We start from the raw sequence: 23,110 nt of genomic DNA, 5'->3' as shown, positions 1-23,110 counted from the left end.
TGCTTATCCTTTCTGATATTGCTTAAAGCGTTGCTGCAACTGGCGCAACTGATCGATGCGCGCATCATAACGCGCCTGTTTCAGGCTCCCCAGCGGCACCTGGGCACTGGCCTGGCTCAGGGCACTGATGGCCTGAGCGATCTGACCATTTAAGGCCAGACTTTCGGCACGGGCAAACAGCTCTTCGTCGGTATGGCCCTGCTGTGCTGAAGCCTGAGCCAGCAAATCCCATCCGTTGGTGTCATCTTTGTGTGTCCATGTATAGCGGTTCAGAATGCGGCTGGCATTGGCGGGTTGCTTCGCTTCAACATAAGCGTTCGCCAGGTTGAGCTGAACGACCGGGCTGGTTTTAGCCGCCTGCGTCGCGGTCAACAGTGCAATGGCCTGCTGTGGCTGATTCAGGCCGATATCAATATCCGTCATCAGGTCAAGCAGCCAGACGTTCTCAGGCTGCTTAGCCAAAAGTGGCGTCACAATCCTTTTTGCTTCGCCATAGTTTTTGGCCTGCAAAAACTGCACCGCCTTGCCGTACCGGGAAGCCAGCTGCTCGCGTGCATTACCGTTGGCATACTGGTTCAGTAACTCATCGGTCAGTTGATTACGGCCGGTCGGATACATGCCCAACGTGCGCACCTTTGCCAGATAAAAGTCCTGAGAAGACTGGACTACCACCGCGCGCATCTGGTTTGCCCGGTTGCGCGCATCGGCGAGACGGCTGTCTGGTAAGGGGTGAGTCAGCAGAATTTCAGGCGGTTTGGAAGAAAACCGGCTCTGATCGGCCAGTTTTTGCAGAAAGTCCGGCATGGCCTGCGGGTTAAAGCCCGCGCGCTGCAAAACCTGAATACCAATGCGGTCGGCTTCCTGTTCGTTATTCTGCGTAAAACTGATGATGCCCTGCTGGGTACCCGCCAGTGTACCGGTTAAGGCGGCCATGCCCGCCTGTGGGCTGGCCATCGCCAGCAGGATCGAGCCCAAAGCCCCTACCCAGGTCAGCGGGGCATTGCGCTTTTGATCTTCCATCGCCCGCGCCAGATGGCGCTGCGTCACGTGGGAGATCTCGTGCGCCATCACCGAGGCCAGCTGGCTTTCAGTATCGGTGAAGCGGAATAGCGCGGCGTGCAACACCACATTGCCACCAAAAAACGCAAAGGCGTTAAGTTCATCATTTTGAATCAGGAAAAAGTGGAAAGGCGTTTTAACCGCGTCCGCGTGAGAAACCAGCCGTTGACCGAGCTGATTGATGTACTGATTTAGCAGGGGATCGTTAATCAGCGGGGCGCTGGCACGTAGTTGCCGCACATAGAAATCCCCCATCTGTAACTCCTGATTAATCGACAGCGTAGAGCCTGCGGTCGTGCCCATATCCGGCAGGGAGTCGCTGATATCCGCCTGCGAGGTTAGCGGACAGGATAACGTGAGTGCAGGGAGTAGCGCAGCAATCAGCGTTTTTTTTAACCGGTTCAACATGCCTGAATCCTGTAATGAATCCCTGAATGGGACAGGTAAGCCGCTAATATGTTCTGTTTTACCCACGAATAGCGAGGCGTCCTGCGTATCTTAACCACAGGGCATGAAGAATGAAATGACGTTATCGCGCCCACTGCGCGGCAGGATTGTGATAATGCTTCAAACCTGACGAAAAAATTTGACGGTACAATGATCTGCAAAGCGCCTGAATAACAGCCTGTCCGGATGAAAATGGCCGACAACGTTGGCATAAACGCAAGGGCCGCATACAAAGATACACGCGGACTGACATGCGGGCCGGGTAGCCACACGGCGGACGCGCTGAAAAGCAACAAAAAAACTGAACATACTGGCCATTTTCCCAGGTATTCTCTGAAAAAAAGGCCGTGTACCGTAACGATTATCAGAAAGGTAAATTAAAAATATTGATGGTTAAAATGCCTTTATTGCCGACAGGCTATTTATGGCTGGCAAGGAAGCGCCAGGAAATCGCGTTATCCAATCACGAATCGTGACACGCTTTATGAACCATCTTAAATAAGAAAGAAAAAACACGGTCGATAAAAAATACTTTTTATCACGCTCCGTTTTTATTTTATAGCCGTCCCGACAAAATGCTATTAAGAATTTCAGCTGCTCTCCGCGTTGTACCACTGTGATATAGATAAGCCGCCGTCATCTTCAGGAGCCGCCGACGTTGCGGTAGCACGGTATACATCAGATTTAAACAGCAGGAGAGTGAGTGATGCGACCAGCAGCCTTTATTGTGGTAGCGGCGGTAGCGGGATTTATTGGCGGGAATGTTATGCAGTTGCCAGTATTAGTCGACAAGGTCAGCGGTAAAGTTGCCAGTAAAACAGAACCCAGTGATTACTGGAGCACTCCGGCCATTCAGGGCTATGGAAAAATACATTATGTGGATACACCCGCGTATAAACCCGGCACGGTAGCGGATCTCAGTAATAAAATTGTTTTTCAAATTAATCGCAGTGAAGGCGATATTCGTCGGCCTAATCTGGGGCTGGAGCGCGTGGCACGCGTCACGAATCTCTATTACGCCGCAGGTGTACCGTTAGATAAACTGAATTTCGTCGTGTCAATTAACAGTGATGCCGTTCCCGCCGCACTGAATAATGAACAGTTTCATAAAGCATACGGGGTGGATAATCCTAACCTTCAGTTAATTAGCGCACTGGAAAAGGCGGGCGTGAAAGTGTCCATTTGCGATCAGTCAGTGGCGTTTCACCATTTCGAGCGTGACTGGATTGATACGCGCGTCACCCACACGATCTCCAGCGGCACCACCGTTGCCACGCTGCAAAACCAGGGTTATGCCTTTTTAATGCTGTAAGTCTCGCGATGGCGGTGCGCGCCGCTGTCACCTTAACGTCATCTTTCCGCGATGTGCATGTCATAAAACGCCTTTAGTGTAAGCGCCAATGAGATCGATCTCATTGGCGACTGACGAGGGTGAAATGAGTGACTTAATTCGTGTGGCAGAACGGGCTGGGGTTTCGCGCGCCACCGCCGCACGTGCCTTTTCCGATCCCCATCTGCTTAAACCCGGCACGCTGAAAAAGGTGCTGGATGCCTCGGAAGCACTGGGTTTTCGCCCCAACCATATTGCGCGCCAGCTCCGTACGCAGAGTTCGACCACTCTGGGCGTACTGCTGCCATCACTCAGTAACCCGGTGTTTGCGTTACAGCTTCAGGCGATGGAGCACCAGGCCCGGCTGGCGGGTTATGGCCTGCTGGTCGCGACAACGGATTATCAGCCAGAACGTGAGGCGGCGATCGTTGAACACATGCTGCGTCAGCGCGTAGCAGGGATGGTCCTGACCGTGTCAGATGCTGACAGCAGCGCCGTATTACCCACCCTGGCTGAAGCCCGCATGCCTTTCGTTCTGGCGCATAACATGCCGCAGAACACCGCCTGGCGCAGCGTCTGTGTGGATAACCGCCGGGCAATGGCAGAAGCCACTGCGCACCTGATCGCGCTGGGCCATCGGCATATTGTCATGGCGGCAGGGCCGATGTTGCAGTCTGACCGTGCACGTCAGCGCTACCTCGGCTATTGCGATGCGATGCAGCAGGCAGGCTTTACGCCCAGCGCGCTGGTTGATATGCCCAGCCACATTCACGCCCTGTTCGATCCCTTTTTACCGTTGATGACGGGCAGCGATCCGCTGACCGCCGTAATTTGCAGTAACGACCTCCTGGCCATCAGCCTGATGGGGGCGGCCGCGCGTGCAGGCATTAACGTACCGCAACAGCTGTCTGTTATGGGCTTCGATGGTATTGCCATCGGTGAACAGCTTTCGCCTTCACTGGCCAGCGTGGTGCAGCCCAGCGAGCGGTTGGGTGCCTGTGCCATCGATATGCTTCTCGATTCGTCTGCTGAGGCTTCGCGCTTACTGGACCACCACCTGCGTTCAGGCGAGAGCATCGCAGCAATTTTTCATTCTTCAACATCAGGAAAACATCATGTCTACACACAATAAAATTGCGCTGTTTGCCAGCGCGGCGTTGCTTACCGCCTGTGCATTATCCAGCCCGCTGGCGCAGGCCGAGGAGAATGCGATTTGCTACAACTGCCCACCGGAATGGGCGGACTGGGCGACACAGCTCCAGGCGATCAAAAAAGACACCGGTATTGTCGTGCCGCAGGATAATAAAAACTCCGGCCAGGCCCTGGCGCAGCTCGTCGCCGAAAAAAATAACCCCGTCGCCGATGTGGTGTATTACGGTGTCAGTTTTGGGATTCAGGCGGCACAGGCGGGCGTGGTGACCGACTACAAACCCGCCAACTGGGACCAGGTTCCGGCAGGGATGAAAGACCCGCAGGGTAAGTGGGTCGCGCTGCACTCTGGCACCATGGGATTTATGGTTAACGTCGATGCTCTGGGCGGCGCGCCGGTGCCGACGTCCTGGGACGACCTGCTGAAGCCAGAATACAAAGGCATGGTGGGTTATCTGGATCCCGCCAGTGCGTTTGTCGGCTATGTCGCCGCCGTGGCGGTGAACCAGGCGAAAGGGGGCACGATGCAGGATTTTACCCCCGCGCTGACGTGGTTCAAAAAGCTGCAGGCCAACAAGCCGATTGTGCCTAAACAAACCGCCTATGCCCGCCTTATCTCTGGCGAAATCCCGATTTTGCTGGATTACGACTTCAATGCCTATCGCGCGAAGTATAAAGATCACGCCAACGTCGTCTTTGTCATTCCTCAGGAAGGCACGGTGACGGTGCCTTACGTCATCAGTCTGGTAAAAAACGCCCCGCATGCTGCCAATGGCAAGAAAGTGATGGACTATGTGCTGTCGGATAAAGGGCAGGCGATTTGGGCTAACGCCTATCTGCGCCCGGTGCGGCCTTCTGCGATGTCCGCAGAGGCTAAAAAGCGCTTCCTGCCCGACAGCGATTACGCGCGCGCCCATACTGTTGACTACCAGCAGATGGCTGATGCACAGAAAGCCTTCTCTGCCCGTTATTTGAGTGAGATTCGGTAATGGCCTTGTCGAATGCCCGCAGCGGTTTACCGGTGGCCTCGCGCCACCGGTCTCGCCGACGTGAGCAGGGGGCCAACTGGCCATGGATGCTGCTGCCGGCCTTACTGTTTTTTGCCGCCTTCTGGCTGTTGCCTTTTGCCCGTTTATTACAGATGGGCATGACGCCGGATCGCAGCACCCGGCACAGTGGTTACTGGACAGTGATTACCCAGCCCCAGTATCTGCAAAGCCTGTTTAACACCGTCCTGTTGTCGCTGGCGGTCACACTGGTCACGCTCGCGATTGCCAGCGTGGTGGGCTGTTTTCTGGCTCGCCAGCGCTTCGCCGGGCGCGGCACCTTACTGGCGTTGCTCACGTTCCCCCTGGCGTTCCCCGGCGTGGTGGTCGGGTTTTTAGTGGTGATGCTGGCGGGACGGCAGGGCGTGCTGGCGCAGATCAGTATGCAACTGGTTCATGAACGCTGGACGCTGGCCTACTCGCTTACGGGGCTGTTTATTGGCTATCTCTACTTTTCACTGCCCCGTGCCATTGTCACGCTGGTCGCCGCCAGTGAAAAACTGGATCGTTCGCTGGAGGAGGCCGCCCGCTCATTGGGCGCCAGCCAGTGGCGCATTATTTGTGACGTGATTGTGCCGGGTCTGAAACCGGCACTGCTCTCCAGCGGTGCGCTGTGTTTTGCCACCAGTATGGGCGCATTCGGCACCGCCTTTACGCTGGGCACCGACCTGAGCGTACTGCCACTCACGATTTACGGCGAGTTTACTAACTATGCCAACTTCGCCACGGCGGCGGCGCTGTCGGTGGTCATGGGCGCGGTGGCCTGGCTGGGATTGATGCTGGCACGTGTACTGACCCAATCCCGGGAGGAGAAGACCTCATGAAACGGCGTGGACTGTTCTGGCTGCAAATCGCGATCACGACGCTGACCGCCCTGTTCATGATTGTGCCGGTGGTGTTATCCATGCTGGCGGGCGTCACGCAAAACTACTTTGTCGGCCTGCGTAGCGGGCTGACGTTGAAGTGGGTTGAACAGGTGTGGGACATGTACAGCGACACGTTTTGGCTGTCGCTGATGATCGCGGTGAGCTGTTTGCTTGTCACGATGGTTGTCGGCGTGCCCGCCGCCTGGGGATTACTCAAGTCGCCGTCGCGCTGGTCGTCACGTATTGAAGAGTGCCTGATGCTGCCCGTGGCGCTACCGGGCCTGGCGACGGCGCTGGGGATTATCCTGCTGTACGGCCAGTTTTCCGGCCTGCGCGACAGTTGGGTCTTTATCCTGATTGGCCATGTGCTGTTTACGCTGCCGTTTATGATTCGCCCGGTTCTGGCCGTGATGCAGGCTATCCAGTTGCCCCGACTGGAAGAGGCAGCCGCCAGCCTGGGGGCAGGCTTCTGGCAGCGTTTTTTCACCGTGGTGGTTCCCAACTGCCGTAACGGCATTCTTGCCGGGGCTTTTATGGTGACGACGCTGTCGGTCGGCGAATTCAATATTACCTGGATGTTACATACACCGCTGACCAAAACGCTGCCTGTGGGCCTGGCCGACAGCTATGCCTCCATGCGGCTGGAAGTCGGCTCGGCGTACACCTTGATCTTCATTTTAATGATTTTACCCCTGCTGCTGATGCTTAACGCCTGTAATCACTGGCTTGAACGTCAGTCACGTCAGCCACTCAGCGAGGAAAAGGCATGAATAACGATGCTGTTAACGTTACGTTGCGCGGCTGCGCGCGCCGTTTTGCGCATCACCAGGCGCTGCATCCTCTGGATCTCAGCGTGCACGCTGGCGAAACCCTGGTGCTGCTGGGGCCATCGGGCTGTGGCAAAACCACGACGTTGCGCATTATCAGTGGCCTGGAGCGTACCGATGCGCCGGGTGAAGTCTGGTTTGACGATCGCAACGTGACCGATTTGCCGATTGAAAAACGTAACGTCGGGATGGTGTTCCAAAACTATGCGCTGTTTCCCAATCTCAACGTGGCGCAAAACGTGGCCTACGGCCTGAAAGTGCAGGGCATCCCGCGTGCCGAACGCGAGGCACGAGTCCAGGAGATGCTGGAACTGGTCGATCTGACTGCACTGGCCCAGCGCCATATCGATAAACTCTCTGGTGGTCAGAAGCAGCGCGTTGCGCTGGCAAGAGCCCTGGCGGCCCGGCCTAAAGTGTTGCTCTTTGATGAGCCGCTGGCGGCGCTGGACGCCAAACTGCGCGAACGCCTGCGCGCAGACATCGGCGATCTGCTGAAAAAGCTGGCGATTACCGCCGTCTATGTGACGCACGATCAGCAGGAAGCCATGGCACTGGGCGACCGCATTGCGGTCATGGAGCAGGGCCGCCTGGTCCAGATTGCGACGCCGCAGGCCATTTATCAGCGTCCGGCTTCGCGCTTTGTGGCGGACTTCGTGGGCGCGATTAACTGCATTGAAACCGATGAGCAGGGGCAGCCGGTGAGATTCTGTCGTCCAGAGGATGTCCTGCTGGCAGAAGCGGGGCGCTATGCCCGACACGGCTGTATCGTCGCCAGCACCTTTCTCGGTGCCTCTCAACGTCTGCAGATCGATATTGGCCTGGATAAGCCCATCCAGGTCGAGCGTCACGCGCGCGAAAACTGGCATGCCGGGCAGCGTATCAGCTGGTCACTGGCCGGGCAGGCCGCGCTGGAATTTACCGCTTAAGGAGTGAAAGAGTGTCCGCTAATCCTACGCTGATCGCACAGATCAGTGACTTACATATTAAAGCGCAGGGGCGTTTGTCTTATAAGAAAGTCGATACGCACACGGCGTTACTGCGGGCCATCGCTACGCTGAATGCACTGCAACCGCGTCCTGACGTGGTCGTGATTACCGGTGACCTGGTGGATTTCGGCACCGCCGCAGAGTACCAGACGCTGCGCCAGGCGCTGGAGGGGCTGGAACGGCCCTTTTACCTGATGGCAGGTAATCATGACGACCGCCAGGCCCTGCGGGCCGCGTTTCCCGATCACACTTATCTGCAACAGGGCCCGACGCTCAACTGGCGGCTTATCGTCAGGGACGTCCAGCTACTGGCGCTGGACTCCAGCGTGCCGCACCAGCCATGGGGTGAACTTGATGATCGGCAGCTTCGCTGGCTGGATGACGCACTCACTGCGTCACCAGACATGCCCACATTGGTGATGCTGCACCATCCGCCGTTTGTCTGCGGTATTGATCATATGGACCGCCAGCGATTACGTCAGCCCGAAGCTCTGGCGGCGATTATTGCCCGCCATCCCCAGGTTGAACGGGTGCTGTGTGGGCATGTACATCGGGCTGTTCAGACGCGGTTTGCCGGCACGCTGGCCTGTATTGCGCCCGGCGTTTCTCACCAGGTTGCGCTGGATCTGCAACCGGATGGCCCGGCCAATTTTGTGATGGAACCGGCGGGGTTTTTGCTGCATCGCTGGCAACGGGAGCAGGGCATGACCACCCACCAGTGCGCAATCGGCGACTACGACGGCCCCTGGCCCTTCTATGACGAAAACGGTTTAATCGATTAAATGCGCGTCAGGGCGATTTTTTGAACTGTACTGTGCTTAAGCCTGCTCAAAATGTCCTACAGCGTGTAGACTTACAGGCTGTAGAACCGCGATATGATAAAAACAACAGAGCCAGGCACAGCACAATGAATTTTCGCACTGTGGCGTCAACGCCATGTTAATGAATTTCCGTCCAAGAGCTGACTTACGCACGCTTATTGCGCTGCTGGTCATCATCAGCATCGTTATCACCCTGGCCAATAATTTATATGCCACATGGCGCGTGCAGCGCATGGTGCTGATCGACAGTACGCTGGAAGCCAACCGCGCCTACGCGGCTAAGCTGGCCTCGACCAGTGAGGTTTTCTTTCGTCTGGCGCAGTCACAGTTGCACTTTAGTGCCAATGTACTGGGAAAGGATTTCGATAACGAAGAACTGTTAAAAACGGAAGTGAATCGCCTGCGCGAGCAGACGGACAGTTTTAACTCGGTGGCCGTCGTGGATGAAAACGGTACGGTGCGGGCCATCTCGCCGGAGTCGCTGACCCTGACCGGCATGCATCTGACCAGTGATGCGTCACGTGAAGCGCTGCAAACCCGGCAGCCCATGATCAGCAAGCCCACGGTTTCCGCCGCCAATAACCTGCTTATCTTTGTCTCATGGCCCATCTGGAACAGTCAGGGACACTATCTCGGTTATGTCGGCGGCACCATTTACCTGAAAAAGAAAAGCATTCTGAATGCCCTGCTGGGTGAACAGTTTTACCGGGACGGCACCAGCGTCTTTGTGCTCGACAGCAATAATCAGGTGCTCTATCACCAGAACCGGCAACTGGTTGGCAAAACCATACCGCCGCTGTTGAGCGACCGTGAACGGCAGGAAAAAGATAACGGTTCACTGGTGTTAACAGAAACCGACAAACCCACCCGGCTGGCGGGCTATGCCATCGTTCCGACCACGGGCTGGATGGTCGTGGCGCTAAAACCGGTAGACGCGACGCTGCAACCGCTGTCGGGTCTGATACTTAAAGTCCTTAAACACTCGGTTCCCTTCGCGCTTCTGACCTTGCTGGTGGCGGTGATTCTGGCCCGGATGATCGCTATGCCGCTCTGGCAACTGGCCCGCAAAGCCAGCAAGATTGATGGTCAGAGCGCCACCAACGATATCGGCGGCATTCATGCCTGGTATTTTGAGGCGGCGCAGGTGAAACGTGCCCTGCTGACCGGTATCGGGCTGGTGCAGGATAAGATTGGCCGTCTGAGTTCTGAGGCACAAACCGATCCGCTGACCCAGCTCCTCAACCGACGTGGCCTGAATGCCGTGCTCGATTATTTCCAGACGCTGCAACAGCCTTTTGCCGTGCTGGCACTGGATATCGATCATTTCAAAAACGTTAACGATAACTGGGGCCATGACGTCGGCGACCGGGTGATCCAGCAGGTGGCCAGAACGCTCCAGCAAAGCGCCAGAAAGCAGGATATTGTCAGCCGTAACGGCGGGGAAGAGTTCCTGATGCTGTTACCGGATACCAGTCTGGCCGACGCCGAGGCCATCGCTGAGCGCATACGTCTGAGCATCGCAGGCGAGGCGGTGGAAAATGTCGGCAATATCACGCTCTCGATTGGCGTGGCCGAATGGAGTGCACGCCGCGTGCCGCTGGAAACCAGTCTGAAGCGTGCCGACGATGCGCTCTATCAGGCCAAAAACGCAGGACGTAACTGCACTGTCGTCGCGAAATAGCGCGAAAGCGGCGCACCCTTTTCATCGTCTGAAGGCAGAAACGATGCCCGATGCAGCAGGGCTGCGCTCAGGAATTGATATGTTCCCGGCAGTAGCGTCGCTTCCAGCTGGCGGGCGTTAAGCCCGTTAGCTTGCGAAAAATCTGGCGAAAGTATCCGACATCATTAAAGCCACACTGACGCGCCACATCGGTTAACGAGAGGGAATCCCCGGTCAGCAATTTTTCTGCCATGACGATACGCTGGCGGTGAATGGCTTCCGTCAGCGTTAAGCGGAAAACGCGCCGGTAAACCCGCCCAAGGTAATCTGCATTACAGTGCAGCGTTTTCGCCAGACCCGAGGTGGACAGGGGCAAATGATACTGCGTGCGAATCAGCTGATTCGCCTTCCAGGCCAGATCGGCACCGGGGCTGTCAACGGTGTTCTCTTGCATAGCCGGGACGGTGAGCTGCTGCAGGATAAGCAGTAAAATACACTCCAGCGCCACGCTACGGTGAATATTCTGCTGTTCACTGAGAAACTGCCGGAACAGGGCAATGACATAAGCCGGATCGCCTACGCGCGTATGTTGAGGAAGGTGCAGCAGGCTCTGGTGTAACGTTGTCTGCGGTACAGGATGTTTCAACCAGTCGAAATGCAGCCAGTAAAATTTCAGATCAGGCGGAAATACGCCTTCTCCCACATGCCAGTGCCCGGGCCTGAGCAGTAAACTTTCTCCCGCCGTCACGCGAAACAGCACGTCGTCCTCACGGATAGTGAGTTGCCCACGCTCAACGAAAATAATTTCCCAGGAGGTCAGTCTGCGCGCCGGATGTGACCCTGTCCCGCGCGAAATAAACAGACCGCCGTTTTGCACCCGAACCGGAAACGCGATGGATAAGTCGAACATCATGATGCCTTTTCCCGCTGCTGATAGCGTTTTTTAGACTCTTCTCCCTGATTATTAACTAAAAATAGCCGCCATGTCTGATCAAGCTCACAGTTTAACGCTCAGGTCGGAATCCTCCCTTTTTTATACTTTTTCGTTCTCTTGTGGGTTAGCCGATTCCTGACAGAATACATCGGGTAAGGCGCCAAAACACCGATAAGCCCGTTATAAAGCGGGCAACCCTCTCTGTCCTGCATGAGGAAGACTTTATGACGTCTACGACACTTGAACAGAACACACTGGCGCAGTCGAACACACAGCAGATACTGTCCCTGCGTGAAAAAATCGGCTACGGACTGGGTGACGCCGGTGGCACCGTCATTACCTGCCTGATAACGAATTTTCTAACCTTTTTCTACACCGATGTGTTTGGCTTAACGCCAGCGCTGGTCGGTACGCTGTTTATGGTGCTGCGCATTTTTGATGCGATATCAGATCCGGTGATGGGCGTGATAGCGGACCGCACGCACAGCCGGTGGGGCCGCTTTCGTCCCTGGCAACTGTGGATAGCCCTGCCTGTCGGAATTATTGGCACGCTGACTTTCACCGCGCCCGCGCTTAGCATGGACATGAAAATGGTCTGGGCCTTTGCGACCTATCTGCTGCTCTCACTCAGCTATACCGCCATCAATGTGCCCTATTGCGCGCTGATTAACACCATGACGACGCGCCACTCGGAAGTGTTGTCCTGTCAGTCCTGGCGCTTTGTATTGTGTGGTGTGGCTGGCTTTCTGGTCTCAGTAGGGCTGCCGTGGCTGGTCGCTGAACTGGGAAAAGGAAACGCGGTGCTCGGCTATCGCGCAGTGGTCGGGATCCTGTGCGGACTGGCGGTGGTGATGTTTCTGTGCTGCTTCTTTTGGGTGCGGGAGCGCGTACCGCTGGATACGTTGGGCAAGTTCACCCTGCGGGAACATCTGGCCGGGTTACGCAAAAACGATCAGTTGTTACTGATGCTGCTGATGTCTTTTTTGCTGATTAACGTCTTCAACATCCGCGGCGGCGGCTACATGTACTTCATTACCTATGTCCTTCAGGGAGGCACGGCCTATACCTCCCTGTTTTTTACCATGGTGACCTTAGCCTCTATTTTGGGCTCGTTCATCGTGAATCCGCTTTCCAGACGCATTGATACCGTCCGGCTTTACTTCTGGACCAATATCGTGCTGGCGGCGGTGGCGCTGTGCATGTGGTTTCTGCCGGTTGGGTCGGCGTGGCAGAGTCTCTGGCTGGTGGTCATTCTGAGTAATGGTGTCATTCTTGGGTTTACCCTGCCGCTGCACTTCGCCCTGATGGCCTTTGCCGATGATTATGGCGAGTGGAAAAACGGCGTCCGTTCATCGGGGATGAATTTCGCCTTTAACCTGTTCTTTATCAAGCTGGCATGGGCATCCAGTGCCGTCATCATCAGCCTGCTGTTTATTGCGGTGGCCTATAAACCGGGCACAGGCAATCAAACCCCGGCTTCGCTGCATGCGATTACCGCCATGGAAACGCTGTTACCGGCCCTCTTTCACCTGCTGCTGGCCTTTGCCGTCCGTGCCTGCAAGCTGACTAACCCGATGATGACGCAGATTTCGCATGACCTGCGTATTCGCCATGTCCAGTCTTAAGGAGAGCATGATGTCTGTAAATGAAGTCGATCTGCATAAGCTCCAGATTCACGATCCGTTTCTTGGTCAGTATCAGCATCTGGTGCGGGACGTGGTGATCCCTTATCAATGGGCCGCGCTTAACGATCGTATTGACGACGCCGAACCGAGCCATGCCATAGCTAATTTCCGCATTGCGGCGGGCCAGCAGACGGGCGAATTCTATGGGATGGTGTTCCAGGACAGCGACGTGGCAAAGTGGCTGGAAGCCGTGGCCTGGTCACTGTGCCAGAAGCCGGATGCTGAGCTGGAGAAGACCGCCGATGAGGTCATAGAGCTGGTCGCGGCGGCGCAATGTGAGGATGGCTATCTCAACACCTACTTTACGGTAAAAGCCCCGCAGGATCGCTGGACGAATCTGGCCGAGTGTCATGAGCTCTACTGCGCCGGACATATGATTGAGGCGGGCGTAGCGTTTTTTCAGGCCACCGGCAAACGACGACTGCTGGCGGTGGTGTGCAAACTCGCCGATCACATCGACAGCGTGTTTGGCCCCGGCGAGCAGCAGCTGCACGGTTATCCTGGTCACCCGGAGATCGAACTGGCGCTGATGCGGCTGTATGACGTGACCCAGGAGCCGCGCTACATGGCGCTGGCCGACTATTTTGTCACGCAGCGGGGAACGCAGCCGCACTTCTATGATGATGAGTACCAGAAGCGTGGTCAGACGTCGTACTGGCACACCTATGGGCCCGCGTGGATGATCAAGGACAAGGCTTACAGCCAGGCGCATCAACCTCTTGCGGAACAGCAGCAGGCGGTGGGGCACGCCGTGCGCTTTGTCTATCTGATGACCGGTGTCGCGCACCTCGCACGGCTGAGCCAGGATGAATCGAAACGACAGGACTGTCTGCGTCTGTGGCACAACATGGCGCAGCGACAGCTCTATATTACCGGCGGCATCGGTTCGCAGAGCAGCGGTGAAGCGTTCAGTAGCGATTACGACTTACCGAACGATACGGTTTATGCCGAAAGCTGTGCCTCGATTGGGCTGATGATGTTTGCCCGTCGCATGCTGGAAATGGAAGCGGACAGCCAGTACGCCGATGTCATGGAGCGCGCCCTGTATAACACAGTACTGGGTGGTATGGCGCTGGACGGAAAACATTTCTTTTACGTCAATCCGCTGGAAGTCCATCCGAAAAGCCTGCCTTTTAATCATATTTACGATCATGTGAAACCGGTTCGTCAGCGCTGGTTCGGCTGTGCCTGCTGCCCACCCAATATCGCTCGTTTGCTGACCTCTCTCGGCCACTATATTTATACGCCGCGCGAGGATGCGCTGTTTATCAATCTCTATATTGGTAACCGGGTCGAGATCCCGGTTGGCAATCAAACGTTGGGCCTGAGGATCAGCGGTAATCTTCCCTGGCAGGAAACCGTCACGATCACCATCGATTCCACCCAGCCTGTGAACCATACGCTGGCCTTGCGCCTGCCCGACTGGTGTACGTCGCCGCAGATAACCTGTAACGGGACGGACGTGAACGAGGCGGCGTGCAAAGGTTACCTGTATCTGACCCGTCACTGGCAGGAAGGCGATACGGTAACGTTAACCCTGCCCATGCCGGTGCGCCGGGTTTACGGCAATCCGCTGGTGCGCCATGTGGCGGGCAAGGTGGCCGTTCAGCGCGGGCCCTTGATCTATTGCCTGGAACAGGCGGATAACGGCGAGCAGTTACATAATCTGTGGCTGCCTGCGTCGGCGACATTCCGTACCTTTGCAGGGAAGGGGGTCTTTGCGCACAAGGTGCTGATTCAGGCGGAAGGGATCAGAAAAGCGGCGGGTGAACCCGAGCAACAGCTGCTGTGGCATTACGATCAAGCACCTGCGCTGGCGCAACCCCAGACCTTAACCTTTATTCCCTGGTTCTGTTGGGCCAATCGCGGAGAAGGGGAGATGCGTATCTGGGTGAATGAGGCCTAACGGCGTCATCTCTGCCAGCAGCCGGGCCCGGTGCCCGGTCTGAATTGCCGCAGGCGCGATCTGACTCGTAGCGTCTGCGGTGTACAACGGTCTGCCGCCAGCGGCGAGGATTTTTCGTCAGCGCGGTTTTCGCGCCTTTTCAGCCCCCAAATATCCGGTACAATCGTGGCCCCTTATGACGTCATGGACCCAACGGCATGCTGGCTTTATTGATTCAATGGTACAAACGCCGTTTTAGCGACCCACAGGCGATTGGCCTGCTGGTGATTCTGCTGGCGGGATTTTGCATTCTGTTCTTCCTGAGTGGCCTGCTGGCACCGTTGCTGGTGGCCGTGGTTCTTGCTTATCTGCTTGAGTGGCCAACCGTGCGCCTGCAACGTATTGGCTGCACGCGTAGCTGGGCCACCAACATTGTGTTGGTGCTGTTTGCCGGCATCCTGCTGGTGTTAGTGCTGATCGTCGCGCCTGTGGCGTGGCAGCAGGGCATTAACCTGACGCGGGATCTGCCTAACATGCTCAACAAGCTCTATCTCTACGCGGCCGGTTTGCCCCGACGTTTCCCGGCGCTGGTCGATGCCGGCATTATTGATGTGATTGTCGAGAACCTGCGTGGTCGTCTGAGCGGCGTGGGTGACTCACTGGTGAAATACTCACTGGCCTCGCTGGTCGGGTTGATGACGCTGATGATTTATCTGGTGCTGGTGCCCCTGATGGTGTTCTTTCTGCTGAAAGACAAAGACCAGATGCTGAACGCCGTGCGACGTGTTCTGCCGCGAAACCGTGGTCTGGCCGCCGAGGTGTGGCAGGAAATGAATCAGCAAATCACCAACTATATTCGTGGCAAGGTGCTGGAAATGATCGTCGTCGGCATCGCCAGCTGGCTGGCGTTTCTGTATCTCGGTCTCAACTACTCTCTGCTGCTGGCGGTGCTGGTGGGCATATCGGTCCTGATTCCCTATATTGGGGCCATGCTGGTAACGATACCGGTCATTGGCGTCGCCCTGTTTCAGTGGGGGCTGGGCACGGAATTCTGGACATTGCTGACCGTCTACCTGGTCATCCAGGCGCTGGACGGCAATGTGTTAGTTCCGGTGTTGTTCTCCGAAGCGGTTAATTTGCATCCGCTGGTGATTATATTATCCGTGGTGATCTTTGGTGGGTTATGGGGCTTCTGGGGCGTATTTTTTGCGATTCCGCTCGCCACGCTGGTGAAGGCGGTGGTGCATGCCTGGCCGGATGCCACGCTTGACGAAACGCTGAGTCGGTAAACAATCAGGGCGCGGTTTTCACCGCGCCCTGAGAGGCTCATGCAGACTTAAGATAGTCCATCACGATGTCGTGGTGATTGGACGTTTTGAAATCGTCGAACACTTTTTCAATCTTGCCGTTGGCATCGACCAGGAAACTGATGCGGTGGATGCCGTCGTAGGTTTTACCCATAAAGGTTTTTTCACCCCAGACGCCAAACTGCTGGCATACCTGGTGATCTTCGTCCGACAGCAGCGTGAAGTTAAGCAGCTCTTTTTCTGCAAAACGTGACAGCTTTTCCGGTTTATCCGTACTGATTCCCAGGACTTCAACGCCCGCCTTTTTTAGCTCATCCATGTTGTCACGCAGACCACATGCCTGAACAGTACAGCCTGGCGTCATGGCTTTAGGGTAAAAGTAGACCAGAACGCGCTGACCCTGGAAGTCGGCTAAATTCACTTGTTCGCCATCCTGATCGGGCAAGCTAAATTTCGGTGCGGTATCACCGGCTTTCAGTGGATTCATCACATCTCTCCATTTTTTCGGTTCATGCTGTGGTTAATACACCATGAGGCGAGAAACAGCCAAATGGAAAATTATCAATTTCAGACGGTTTCCTCACCTGACCGTACTTTTAACGTAGCAGAACAGTCTGCGAGGCGCTCGTCTTTACCTGCCGGGTACAACCAGTTCGTGGGTGTCCGCATCGCTCAGACTGTAAAGCCGTAACGAACCCTGTGCATTCAGTTCCTGACATAACGCATTAAACGCCAGTTCAAATGCCGGGCCGTCGCTGCGCGTCGGGCTGTGTGCCGTCATCTGAATATAGAGTGTGGCGGGCTTGCCGTGTTGAGCAGGCTGAATACGTGAAACCAGTTCCGCAATGTTCATCTGGTGCTTATCGGTGAGATCCGTAAAGCGCTCAATGATATGCGGTGAGTCAGCTACCTCGACCTGGATAAAGGCCGTGTCGGGCATCGGAGGGCGTGCGGTAGCGTGCGTACGCTTCATCACGATCAGCAGTTCCAGCTCTGCGCCTTTGAGCGGGAGCGTGGACTCAATCAGCGTGATCGCGTTCCAGCTGCCGGACAGCAGCATAATGAACGTGAATTCATCCCCAAGCATGGCAAGGCGACTGTCTTCGATGTTGCAACCGCAACTGCTGACGTGGCGAGTAATCGTATTAACGATACCCGGACGGTCAACACCCAGAGCGGTGATCACCAAGTGATGGGGTTGAGATTGCGACAAAATAGGATTCCCTGTGCATTTGCTAATAACCATAAGGTAAACATAAAAAAAACTGCTGACAAGCGCGGGAATAGCGGAGCTTGCTTGCTTTTCCCTAAGTGTAAACCGTACCATGAAGCACTTGTTTGTCGAGGGGATCGCCAATGTTTACGGGAAGTATTGTTGCACTCGTTACGCCGATGGATGACAAAGGTAATGTCTGCCGTGCGAGTTTGAAAAAACTGATTGATTACCATGTCGCCAGCGGTACTGCGGCGATCGTTTCCGTCGGCACCACCGGCGAATCAGCCACCCTGAGCCATGAAGAACATGGTGATGTGGTGCTGCAAACCCTGGATCTGGCGGATGGGCGTATTCCCGTGATTGCCGGCACCGGCGCCAATGCGACAGCGGAAGGCATCTCGCTGACCAAACGATTTGAAAATTCAGGCGTTGTTGGCTGCCTGACGGTCACACCTTACTATAATCGTCCTACCCAGGAAGGCTTATACCAGCACTTTAAAGCGATTGCCGAGAGCACCAGCCTGCCGCAGATGCTGTATAACGTCCCTTCCCGTACCGGTTGTGATATGTTGCCGGAAACCGTTGCCCGCCTCGCTGAAATCAAAAATATTATCGGAATCAAAGAGGCAACCGGGAACTTATCGCGTGTCAGCCAGATCCAAGAGCTGGTTGATGATGCGTTCATCCTGGTGAGTGGCGACGACGCCAGCGCACTGGACTTTATGCAACTGGGCGGTAACGGCGTCATTTCGGTGACGGCAAACGTAGCAGCACGCGAAATGGCCGAACTGTGCAAACTGGCACAGCAGGGCAATTTCGTTGAAGCTCGCCGTCTGAATCAGCGTCTGATGCACCTGCATCAGACGCTTTTCTGTGAACCTAATCCAATCCCGGTTAAATGGGCGGCAAAACAGCTAGGATTAATCGCTAATGACACGCTGCGTCTGCCAATGACGCCACTGACGGCGGTTGCACAGCCAAAAGTGGAGCAGGCGCTGGTGAAAGCGGGTTTGCGATAATTTAGGGAGTGTGAATGAATTACTCAGTAAAGCGGTCAACGATTGCAACGGTGGTGGGGCTTTCCACCCTGATGCTGTTGTCGGCCTGTTCGAACGATCAGCGTTATAAGCGCCAGGTCAGCGGTGATGAATCTTACCTGCAGGCCAGCGGGCTGCGTGAGTTAAAAGCGCCGCCGGGCATGATTCTGCCTGTTCAGAACGGCGAATACGATATCCCACCGTCAACCAGTCAGGCACCGGTTGGCAAGCAGCTGGATATCCGTCCACCGGCGCAGCCGCTGGCCTTGATGAACGGCTCACGCGCGCAGTTCAGCAATAACACCGGCGCACTGATTTTCGACAACAACCGTGGATCAATTTGGTCGCAGGTTGTGGGCGTTGTGCAGGCGAAAAACTTCCCGATTGCGTCGCGCAATGACGCCGGACAGCAGCTGACCACCGACTGGGTGCAGTGGAACCGCGCAGATGAAGACAAGCAATATCGCGGGCGTTACCAGATCAGTGTGAAATCACAGAGCTATCAGCAGGTGCTGACCGTGCGTCTGCTGGAACTGCAGCAGGAAGGCACTAACATCACCTCGCCAGAGCAGATCCAACGCTATACCGCGCAGATGCTGAATGAGATTGCGGCGGGCATGGACAAGGTTGCCACGGCGAATGAAAACGCCGCAGCGGGCCGCGTGAACGGTGCGATTGATGTGCAGAGTGCAGCGGATGATACCGGCCTGCCTATGCTGGTATTACGTACGCCGTTCAACGTCGCCTGGCAGCGCCTGCCTGCGGCAATGAAACGCGTCGGCATGGACGTCACGGATACGACCCGTTCAACCGGCAGCATGAAAGTGACCTACAAAGCGCCGGGCAGCAGCACCTGGGACAGCCTTGGCACCAAAGATCCTGAACTGCCAAACGGCGATTACAAGGTTCAGGTTGGCGATCTCGATAACCGAACCAGTCTGCAATTCATTGATCCTAAAGGCCATGTGCTGACGCAGGCGCAAAATGATGCGCTGGTGTCGGTGTTCCAGGCCGCAATGAACAAATAAAATTACCCCAGGCCGGAGATTCTCCGGCCTTTTTATTTTGTTTTTTGGCATAATAGCGCACGTCGAGGTAATCGATTGCGTCACGGCAATCGACCTGAATATGTTGCCTCAGAACCGGATCTTTCATGTTTGGAGTTAATAAGATGCAAAAGCGAGCTGAGTTGTATCGCGGTAAAGCGAAAACCGTATACAGCACCGATAACCCGGATCTGCTGATACTTGAGTTCCGCAACGATACATCAGCAGGCGATGGTGCCCGCATCGAGCAGTTTGATCGCAAAGGCATGGTCAATAATAAGTTCAACCATTTCATCATGACGAAGCTGCAGGAAGCGGGCATTCCGACGCAGATGGAAGCCCTGCTGTCGGATAACGAAGCGCTGGTGAAAAAGCTTGAGATGGTACCGGTAGAATGCGTCGTTCGTAACCGCGCAGCGGGTTCGCTGGTTAAGCGCCTGGGCGTTGAAGAGGGCATGGTACTGAATCCTCCGCTGTTCGACCTGTTCCTGAAGGATGACGAGAAGCATGACCCGATGGTCAACGAATCCTACTGCGAAACCTTTGGCTGGGTCAGTAAAGAAAACCTGGCGCGGATGCGAGAGCTGACGTACAAGGCGAACGACGTACTGAGCAAACTGTTTGATGATGCCGGGCTGATCCTGGTGGACTTCAAGCTGGAGTTTGGCCTGTTTAAAGGCGAGGTCGTGCTGGGTGATGAATTCTCCCCGGACGGTGCGCGCCTGTGGGACAAAGAAACGCTGGATAAAATGGACAAAGACCGCTTCCGTCAGAGCCTGGGTGGCCTGATTGAAGCTTACGAAGCGGTGGCCCGTCGCCTGGGCGTGAAGCTGGACTGAGTCTGCCCTTCGTCTGTCGACAAAAGGAGAGCGCGGGCTCTCCTTTTTCATTTTGGTGGAAAGCTGGTGATTGCGGCCTCACACAACTAAAATCATGCCATCTGCATAACAGGCCACAGGGAGCAAAACATGCGCTGGCAAGGACGTCGCGAAAGCGACAATGTTGAAGACCGCCGTAATCAGTCATCGGGCATGGGAGGAGGACGCATTCCTCTGCCACGCGGTAAAGCGGGCATTATCATGCTGATTCTGGTCGCCGTCGCGGGTTATTACGGTTATGACCTGACGCCGTTGCTGACGGGCGGCGAGGCGACGCCGGGTAGCCAACAGCAACAGCGCAGCGCCGATCCCCATCAGGATGAAGCGGCCAAATTTACCTCGGTCATTCTGGCGACGACCGAAGATACCTGGGACAAGCTGTTCAGACAAATGCATAAGCAGTACACGCCACCCAAACTGGTAATGTATCGCGGTGCCACGCGCACCGGCTGCGGGACCGGGCAGTCGGTTATGGGACCGTTTTATTGCCCGGCAGACCAGACCGTCTACATCGATCTTTCGTTCTATGACGAAATGAAACACAAACTGGGCGCAGGCGGTGATTTTGCGCAGGGTTATGTGATTGCACACGAAGTCGGCCACCATGTGCAGAAGCTGCTGGGCATTGAGCCCCGTGTACGCCAGATGCAGCAGGGCGCCAGTCAAAGCCAGATCAATCAGCTGTCCGTTAAAATGGAACTTCAGGCCGACTGCTTTGCCGGCGTCTGGGGCCACTATATGGAACAGGAGAAGATCCTTGAGGTGGGCGATTTGCAGGAAGCCCTGAATGCCGCCGAAGCTATTGGCGACGATCGCCTGCAGCAGAAAAGTCAGGGGCGCGTGGTGCCCGACAGCTTTACCCATGGTACATCGCAACAGCGCTATACCTGGTTTAAGCGTGGCTTTGACACCGGCAATCCTGGCCAGTGCGATACCTTCGCCGGTAAAGGATGACGCTGGCGGCCGCCAGCCGCGCGATGGCGTCGGCGGGCATACGGCGCGTAGCCGTTATCAGTGGTGATGCTGACTACAGCCTGACGATGGCTGCGCGCTGGTTCGACGCACTGGCGGGCGACTGGCTGTGTCTGAGTGACGTCCCTCTCGGCCCCGGCCCGCATTGTGTGCCAGCGGCGTTCCGTACCTTACTGGGGCGTGAGTTTCATCATGCCGTTTTCGATGCCCGATCGGGCTTTCATGCCGAGGCATTCGCCGCGCTGGCGGGCACGCTGACGGCTGGCAGCTGGCTGCTGCTGTTAGTGCCGCCGTGGCGACAGTGGCCACAGCAACCCGACGCGGACAGCCTGCGTTGGGCCGACGTCAGCGAACCCATTGCCACACCTCACTTTATCCGCCATCTGCAACGCCTGATCGAACAGGATGCGCAGGGACTCTTACTGCGGCAGCCGTCGCCACTTAACGTGCCCGACTGGCCAGCCTTACCGGAATGGCACAGCCAGGCAACCGTCCAGCAGCAGACAATCTTATGTCAGCTGAACGGCCTTTCTGCAGGCGTGGCGGTCCTGACCGCTGCACGCGGCAGAGGCAAATCGGCTCTGGCCGGGATGCTCGCCCGCCAGAACACACGTTGCCTTATTACCGCCCCGGCAAAAGTGGCTACGGGCGTCCTGTCTGCCTTCGCGGGTGAGCACTACCGCTTTATGGCGCCCGATGCCATTCTGGCTCTGGAAACCGTGCCAGACGTTGACTGGCTTATTGTCGATGAGGCGGCGGCGATTCCCGCACCGCTGCTGCATGCGCTGGTAGCGCGTTTTCGTCGCGTGTTGCTGGTAACGACCATTCAGGGTTATGAAGGCAGCGGACGTGGTTTTATGCTGAAGTTTTGTGCGGCGCTGGAGCAGGTACGCCATTTTACGCTGGATGAACCGCTGCGCTGGGCGCGCAACGATCCGCTGGAAAACTGGCTGAATCAGGCGCTACTGTTTGAAGAAACGCCCGATATGCCCCCTGCGAGAGTGGGCGGTCCGCGTCGGGCGGAACGCACGGATATGCCTGCCTTACGGGCGGCTTATCAGCTGCTTACCAGCGCTCATTATCGCACCTCGCCGCTGGATTTACGCCGCCTGCTGGATGCGCCAGGTATGCACCTGTGGCTGGCGGGCACTGTCCCGGTATTGCAGGGCGCGCTCTGGCTGGTGGAAGAGGGCGGACTGAGCGAGGCGTTAGCTCAGGCAGTATGGGCGGGCCACAGACGGCCGCGCGGCAATCTGGTGGCGCAGTCACTGGCGGCCCATGCCGGTTTCACCGACGCCGCCACGCTGCGGGCTTTACGTATCAGCCGGATTGCCGTGGCACCCCGCGGACGCCGTCAGGGAACCGGCAGGCAACTGGTCACGGCGGCCTGCGCGGCGGCGACCGGATACGACTATATCTCGGTGAGTTTCGGCTACACTGAAGCGTTGTGGGCGTTTTGGCGCGCCTGTGGCTTTACGTTAGCGCGCATTGGCAGCCAGCGCGAAGCCAGCAGTGGTTGCTATGCCGCGATGGCGCTGCTGGGACTGACGTCGTCCGGCAGGCAGTTGCAGCAGAAAGCGGCGCAGCAGCTGGCGCGGGACTGGTCATTTCTCAGCGCACATATACCACTGGCATTGCCCCTGTCCGCAGCTGATGACTGCGCGTTTACCCCGTTTGATGCCCGGCTCGCAGCCGGGTTCGCCTGGGCACAACGCCCGTTTGAAGCAAGCCTGGCGGTGCTCCAGCGTCTGGTCATTGTCAGCCAGGCTCCGTTACGCCTTCTCAGGCAGGCCGTCAGGGCCGACACCAATCTGTCCCGGCTGGCGCAGACCGCGCAGCTAAACGGACGCAAGGCGTTAATCACCGCACTGCGCGCGGAAGCCGCAGAAGCACTTCTGGCGTTGCAAGACATTGATGGCGAAGGGTTTCGTCAGCAATTGCAATAAATCCACCAACTCG

At 56.4% G+C, this 23,110-nt stretch carries 20 protein-coding genes; 16 read left to right on the top strand and 4 right to left on the bottom strand.

Features of this window, described 5'->3' with window-relative positions:
- Window positions 1-3: 3 nt before the first annotated feature.
- Complete coding sequence (locus tag RAC90_RS11475; RefSeq protein ID WP_033740854.1) at window positions 4-1,467, bottom strand: M48 family metallopeptidase; 1,464 nt, start codon at window positions 1,465-1,467, stop codon at window positions 4-6.
- 745 nt (window positions 1,468-2,212) lie between these two features.
- On the opposite strand from RAC90_RS11475, the gene RAC90_RS11470 reads away from it, so the two are divergent.
- The 8 genes from RAC90_RS11470 to RAC90_RS11435 all read left to right on the top strand — a co-directional run bounded on the left by RAC90_RS11470 (window position 2,213) and on the right by RAC90_RS11435 (window position 10,212).
- The gene (locus RAC90_RS11470) at window positions 2,213-2,818 is read left to right on the top strand and encodes a DsrE family protein (RefSeq protein ID WP_164483216.1); all 606 of its coding nucleotides are present in this window, start codon (window positions 2,213-2,215) and stop codon (window positions 2,816-2,818) included.
- Between the two features lie 124 nt (window positions 2,819-2,942).
- Window positions 2,943-3,968, top strand: coding sequence for a substrate-binding domain-containing protein (locus tag RAC90_RS11465; protein ID WP_006120452.1), 1,026 nt, complete (start codon window positions 2,943-2,945; stop codon window positions 3,966-3,968).
- A complete protein-coding gene (locus RAC90_RS11460; RefSeq protein WP_039339928.1) occupies window positions 3,952-4,974 on the top strand; it encodes an ABC transporter substrate-binding protein in 1,023 nt (340 codons plus the stop codon). The genes RAC90_RS11465 and RAC90_RS11460 overlap by 17 nt, the downstream gene beginning before the upstream one ends.
- Complete coding sequence (locus tag RAC90_RS11455) at window positions 4,974-5,855, top strand: ABC transporter permease (RefSeq protein WP_033740851.1); 882 nt, start codon at window positions 4,974-4,976, stop codon at window positions 5,853-5,855. The genes RAC90_RS11460 and RAC90_RS11455 overlap by 1 nt, the downstream gene beginning before the upstream one ends.
- Entirely contained in the window at window positions 5,852-6,667 is an 816-nt protein-coding gene (locus RAC90_RS11450; protein WP_054633348.1) for an ABC transporter permease, read from the top strand. The genes RAC90_RS11455 and RAC90_RS11450 overlap by 4 nt, the downstream gene beginning before the upstream one ends.
- Window positions 6,664-7,650, top strand: coding sequence for an ABC transporter ATP-binding protein (locus RAC90_RS11445; RefSeq protein WP_033740849.1), 987 nt, complete (start codon window positions 6,664-6,666; stop codon window positions 7,648-7,650). Before RAC90_RS11450 ends, RAC90_RS11445 begins: the two co-directional genes overlap by 4 nt.
- A gap of 11 nt (window positions 7,651-7,661) precedes the next feature.
- Window positions 7,662-8,492, top strand: a complete 831-nt coding sequence (locus tag RAC90_RS11440; protein ID WP_375124348.1) for a phosphodiesterase — start codon at window positions 7,662-7,664, stop codon at window positions 8,490-8,492.
- A gap of 154 nt (window positions 8,493-8,646) precedes the next feature.
- The gene (locus RAC90_RS11435; protein WP_033740847.1) at window positions 8,647-10,212 is read left to right on the top strand and encodes a sensor domain-containing diguanylate cyclase; all 1,566 of its coding nucleotides are present in this window, start codon (window positions 8,647-8,649) and stop codon (window positions 10,210-10,212) included.
- Between the two features lie 67 nt (window positions 10,213-10,279).
- On the opposite strand, the gene RAC90_RS11430 is transcribed toward RAC90_RS11435, so the two are convergent.
- The gene (locus tag RAC90_RS11430) at window positions 10,280-11,101 is read right to left on the bottom strand and encodes an AraC family transcriptional regulator (protein ID WP_039339919.1); all 822 of its coding nucleotides are present in this window, start codon (window positions 11,099-11,101) and stop codon (window positions 10,280-10,282) included.
- A gap of 248 nt (window positions 11,102-11,349) precedes the next feature.
- Between RAC90_RS11430 and RAC90_RS11425 the strand changes: the two genes are divergently transcribed.
- The 3 genes from RAC90_RS11425 (at window position 11,350) to RAC90_RS11415 (ending at window position 15,984) form a co-directional block, all read left to right on the top strand.
- On the top strand, window positions 11,350-12,750 hold the full coding sequence (locus tag RAC90_RS11425; protein ID WP_375124347.1) for an MFS transporter: 1,401 nt from the start codon (window positions 11,350-11,352) through the stop codon (window positions 12,748-12,750).
- 10 nt (window positions 12,751-12,760) lie between these two features.
- Window positions 12,761-14,716: a glycoside hydrolase family 127 protein gene (locus RAC90_RS11420; protein ID WP_375124368.1), complete on the top strand. Its 1,956-nt coding sequence runs from the start codon at window positions 12,761-12,763 to the stop codon at window positions 14,714-14,716.
- A gap of 197 nt (window positions 14,717-14,913) precedes the next feature.
- Window positions 14,914-15,984: an AI-2E family transporter gene (locus RAC90_RS11415; RefSeq protein WP_375124346.1), complete on the top strand. Its 1,071-nt coding sequence runs from the start codon at window positions 14,914-14,916 to the stop codon at window positions 15,982-15,984.
- 37 nt (window positions 15,985-16,021) lie between these two features.
- On the opposite strand, the gene bcp is transcribed toward RAC90_RS11415, so the two are convergent.
- A complete protein-coding gene (bcp, locus tag RAC90_RS11410) occupies window positions 16,022-16,489 on the bottom strand; it encodes a thioredoxin-dependent thiol peroxidase (RefSeq protein WP_006120436.1) in 468 nt (155 codons plus the stop codon).
- A 144-nt stretch (window positions 16,490-16,633) separates the two neighbouring features.
- Complete coding sequence (locus tag RAC90_RS11405; protein ID WP_369974380.1) at window positions 16,634-17,248, bottom strand: glycine cleavage system transcriptional repressor; 615 nt, start codon at window positions 17,246-17,248, stop codon at window positions 16,634-16,636.
- Window positions 17,249-17,358: 110 nt separating this feature from the next.
- Between RAC90_RS11405 and dapA the strand changes: the two genes are divergently transcribed.
- The 5 genes from dapA to RAC90_RS11380 all read left to right on the top strand — a co-directional run bounded on the left by dapA (window position 17,359) and on the right by RAC90_RS11380 (window position 23,097).
- Window positions 17,359-18,237: a 4-hydroxy-tetrahydrodipicolinate synthase gene (gene dapA / locus RAC90_RS11400; RefSeq protein ID WP_033740842.1), complete on the top strand. Its 879-nt coding sequence runs from the start codon at window positions 17,359-17,361 to the stop codon at window positions 18,235-18,237.
- Between the two features lie 14 nt (window positions 18,238-18,251).
- Window positions 18,252-19,283, top strand: a complete 1,032-nt coding sequence (gene bamC, locus RAC90_RS11395) for an outer membrane protein assembly factor BamC (RefSeq protein ID WP_058707720.1) — start codon at window positions 18,252-18,254, stop codon at window positions 19,281-19,283.
- Window positions 19,284-19,426: 143 nt separating this feature from the next.
- On the top strand, window positions 19,427-20,140 hold the full coding sequence (gene purC / locus RAC90_RS11390; RefSeq protein WP_033740988.1) for a phosphoribosylaminoimidazolesuccinocarboxamide synthase: 714 nt from the start codon (window positions 19,427-19,429) through the stop codon (window positions 20,138-20,140).
- A gap of 129 nt (window positions 20,141-20,269) precedes the next feature.
- Window positions 20,270-21,133 (top strand): neutral zinc metallopeptidase, encoded by an 864-nt coding sequence (locus RAC90_RS11385; RefSeq protein WP_006120429.1) that lies wholly within the window; start codon window positions 20,270-20,272, stop codon window positions 21,131-21,133.
- The gene (locus RAC90_RS11380; RefSeq protein ID WP_367143785.1) at window positions 21,130-23,097 is read left to right on the top strand and encodes a tRNA(Met) cytidine acetyltransferase TmcA; all 1,968 of its coding nucleotides are present in this window, start codon (window positions 21,130-21,132) and stop codon (window positions 23,095-23,097) included. Before RAC90_RS11385 ends, RAC90_RS11380 begins: the two co-directional genes overlap by 4 nt.
- Window positions 23,098-23,110 lie beyond the last annotated feature (13 nt).

The organism is Pantoea sp. CS_6, from assembly GCF_041954745.1.
Lineage (GTDB): Bacteria > Pseudomonadota > Gammaproteobacteria > Enterobacterales > Enterobacteriaceae > Pantoea > Pantoea stewartii.
Note: the sequence above shows the minus strand (reverse complement) of the source record. Positions and strands in the feature narration are given on the sequence as shown.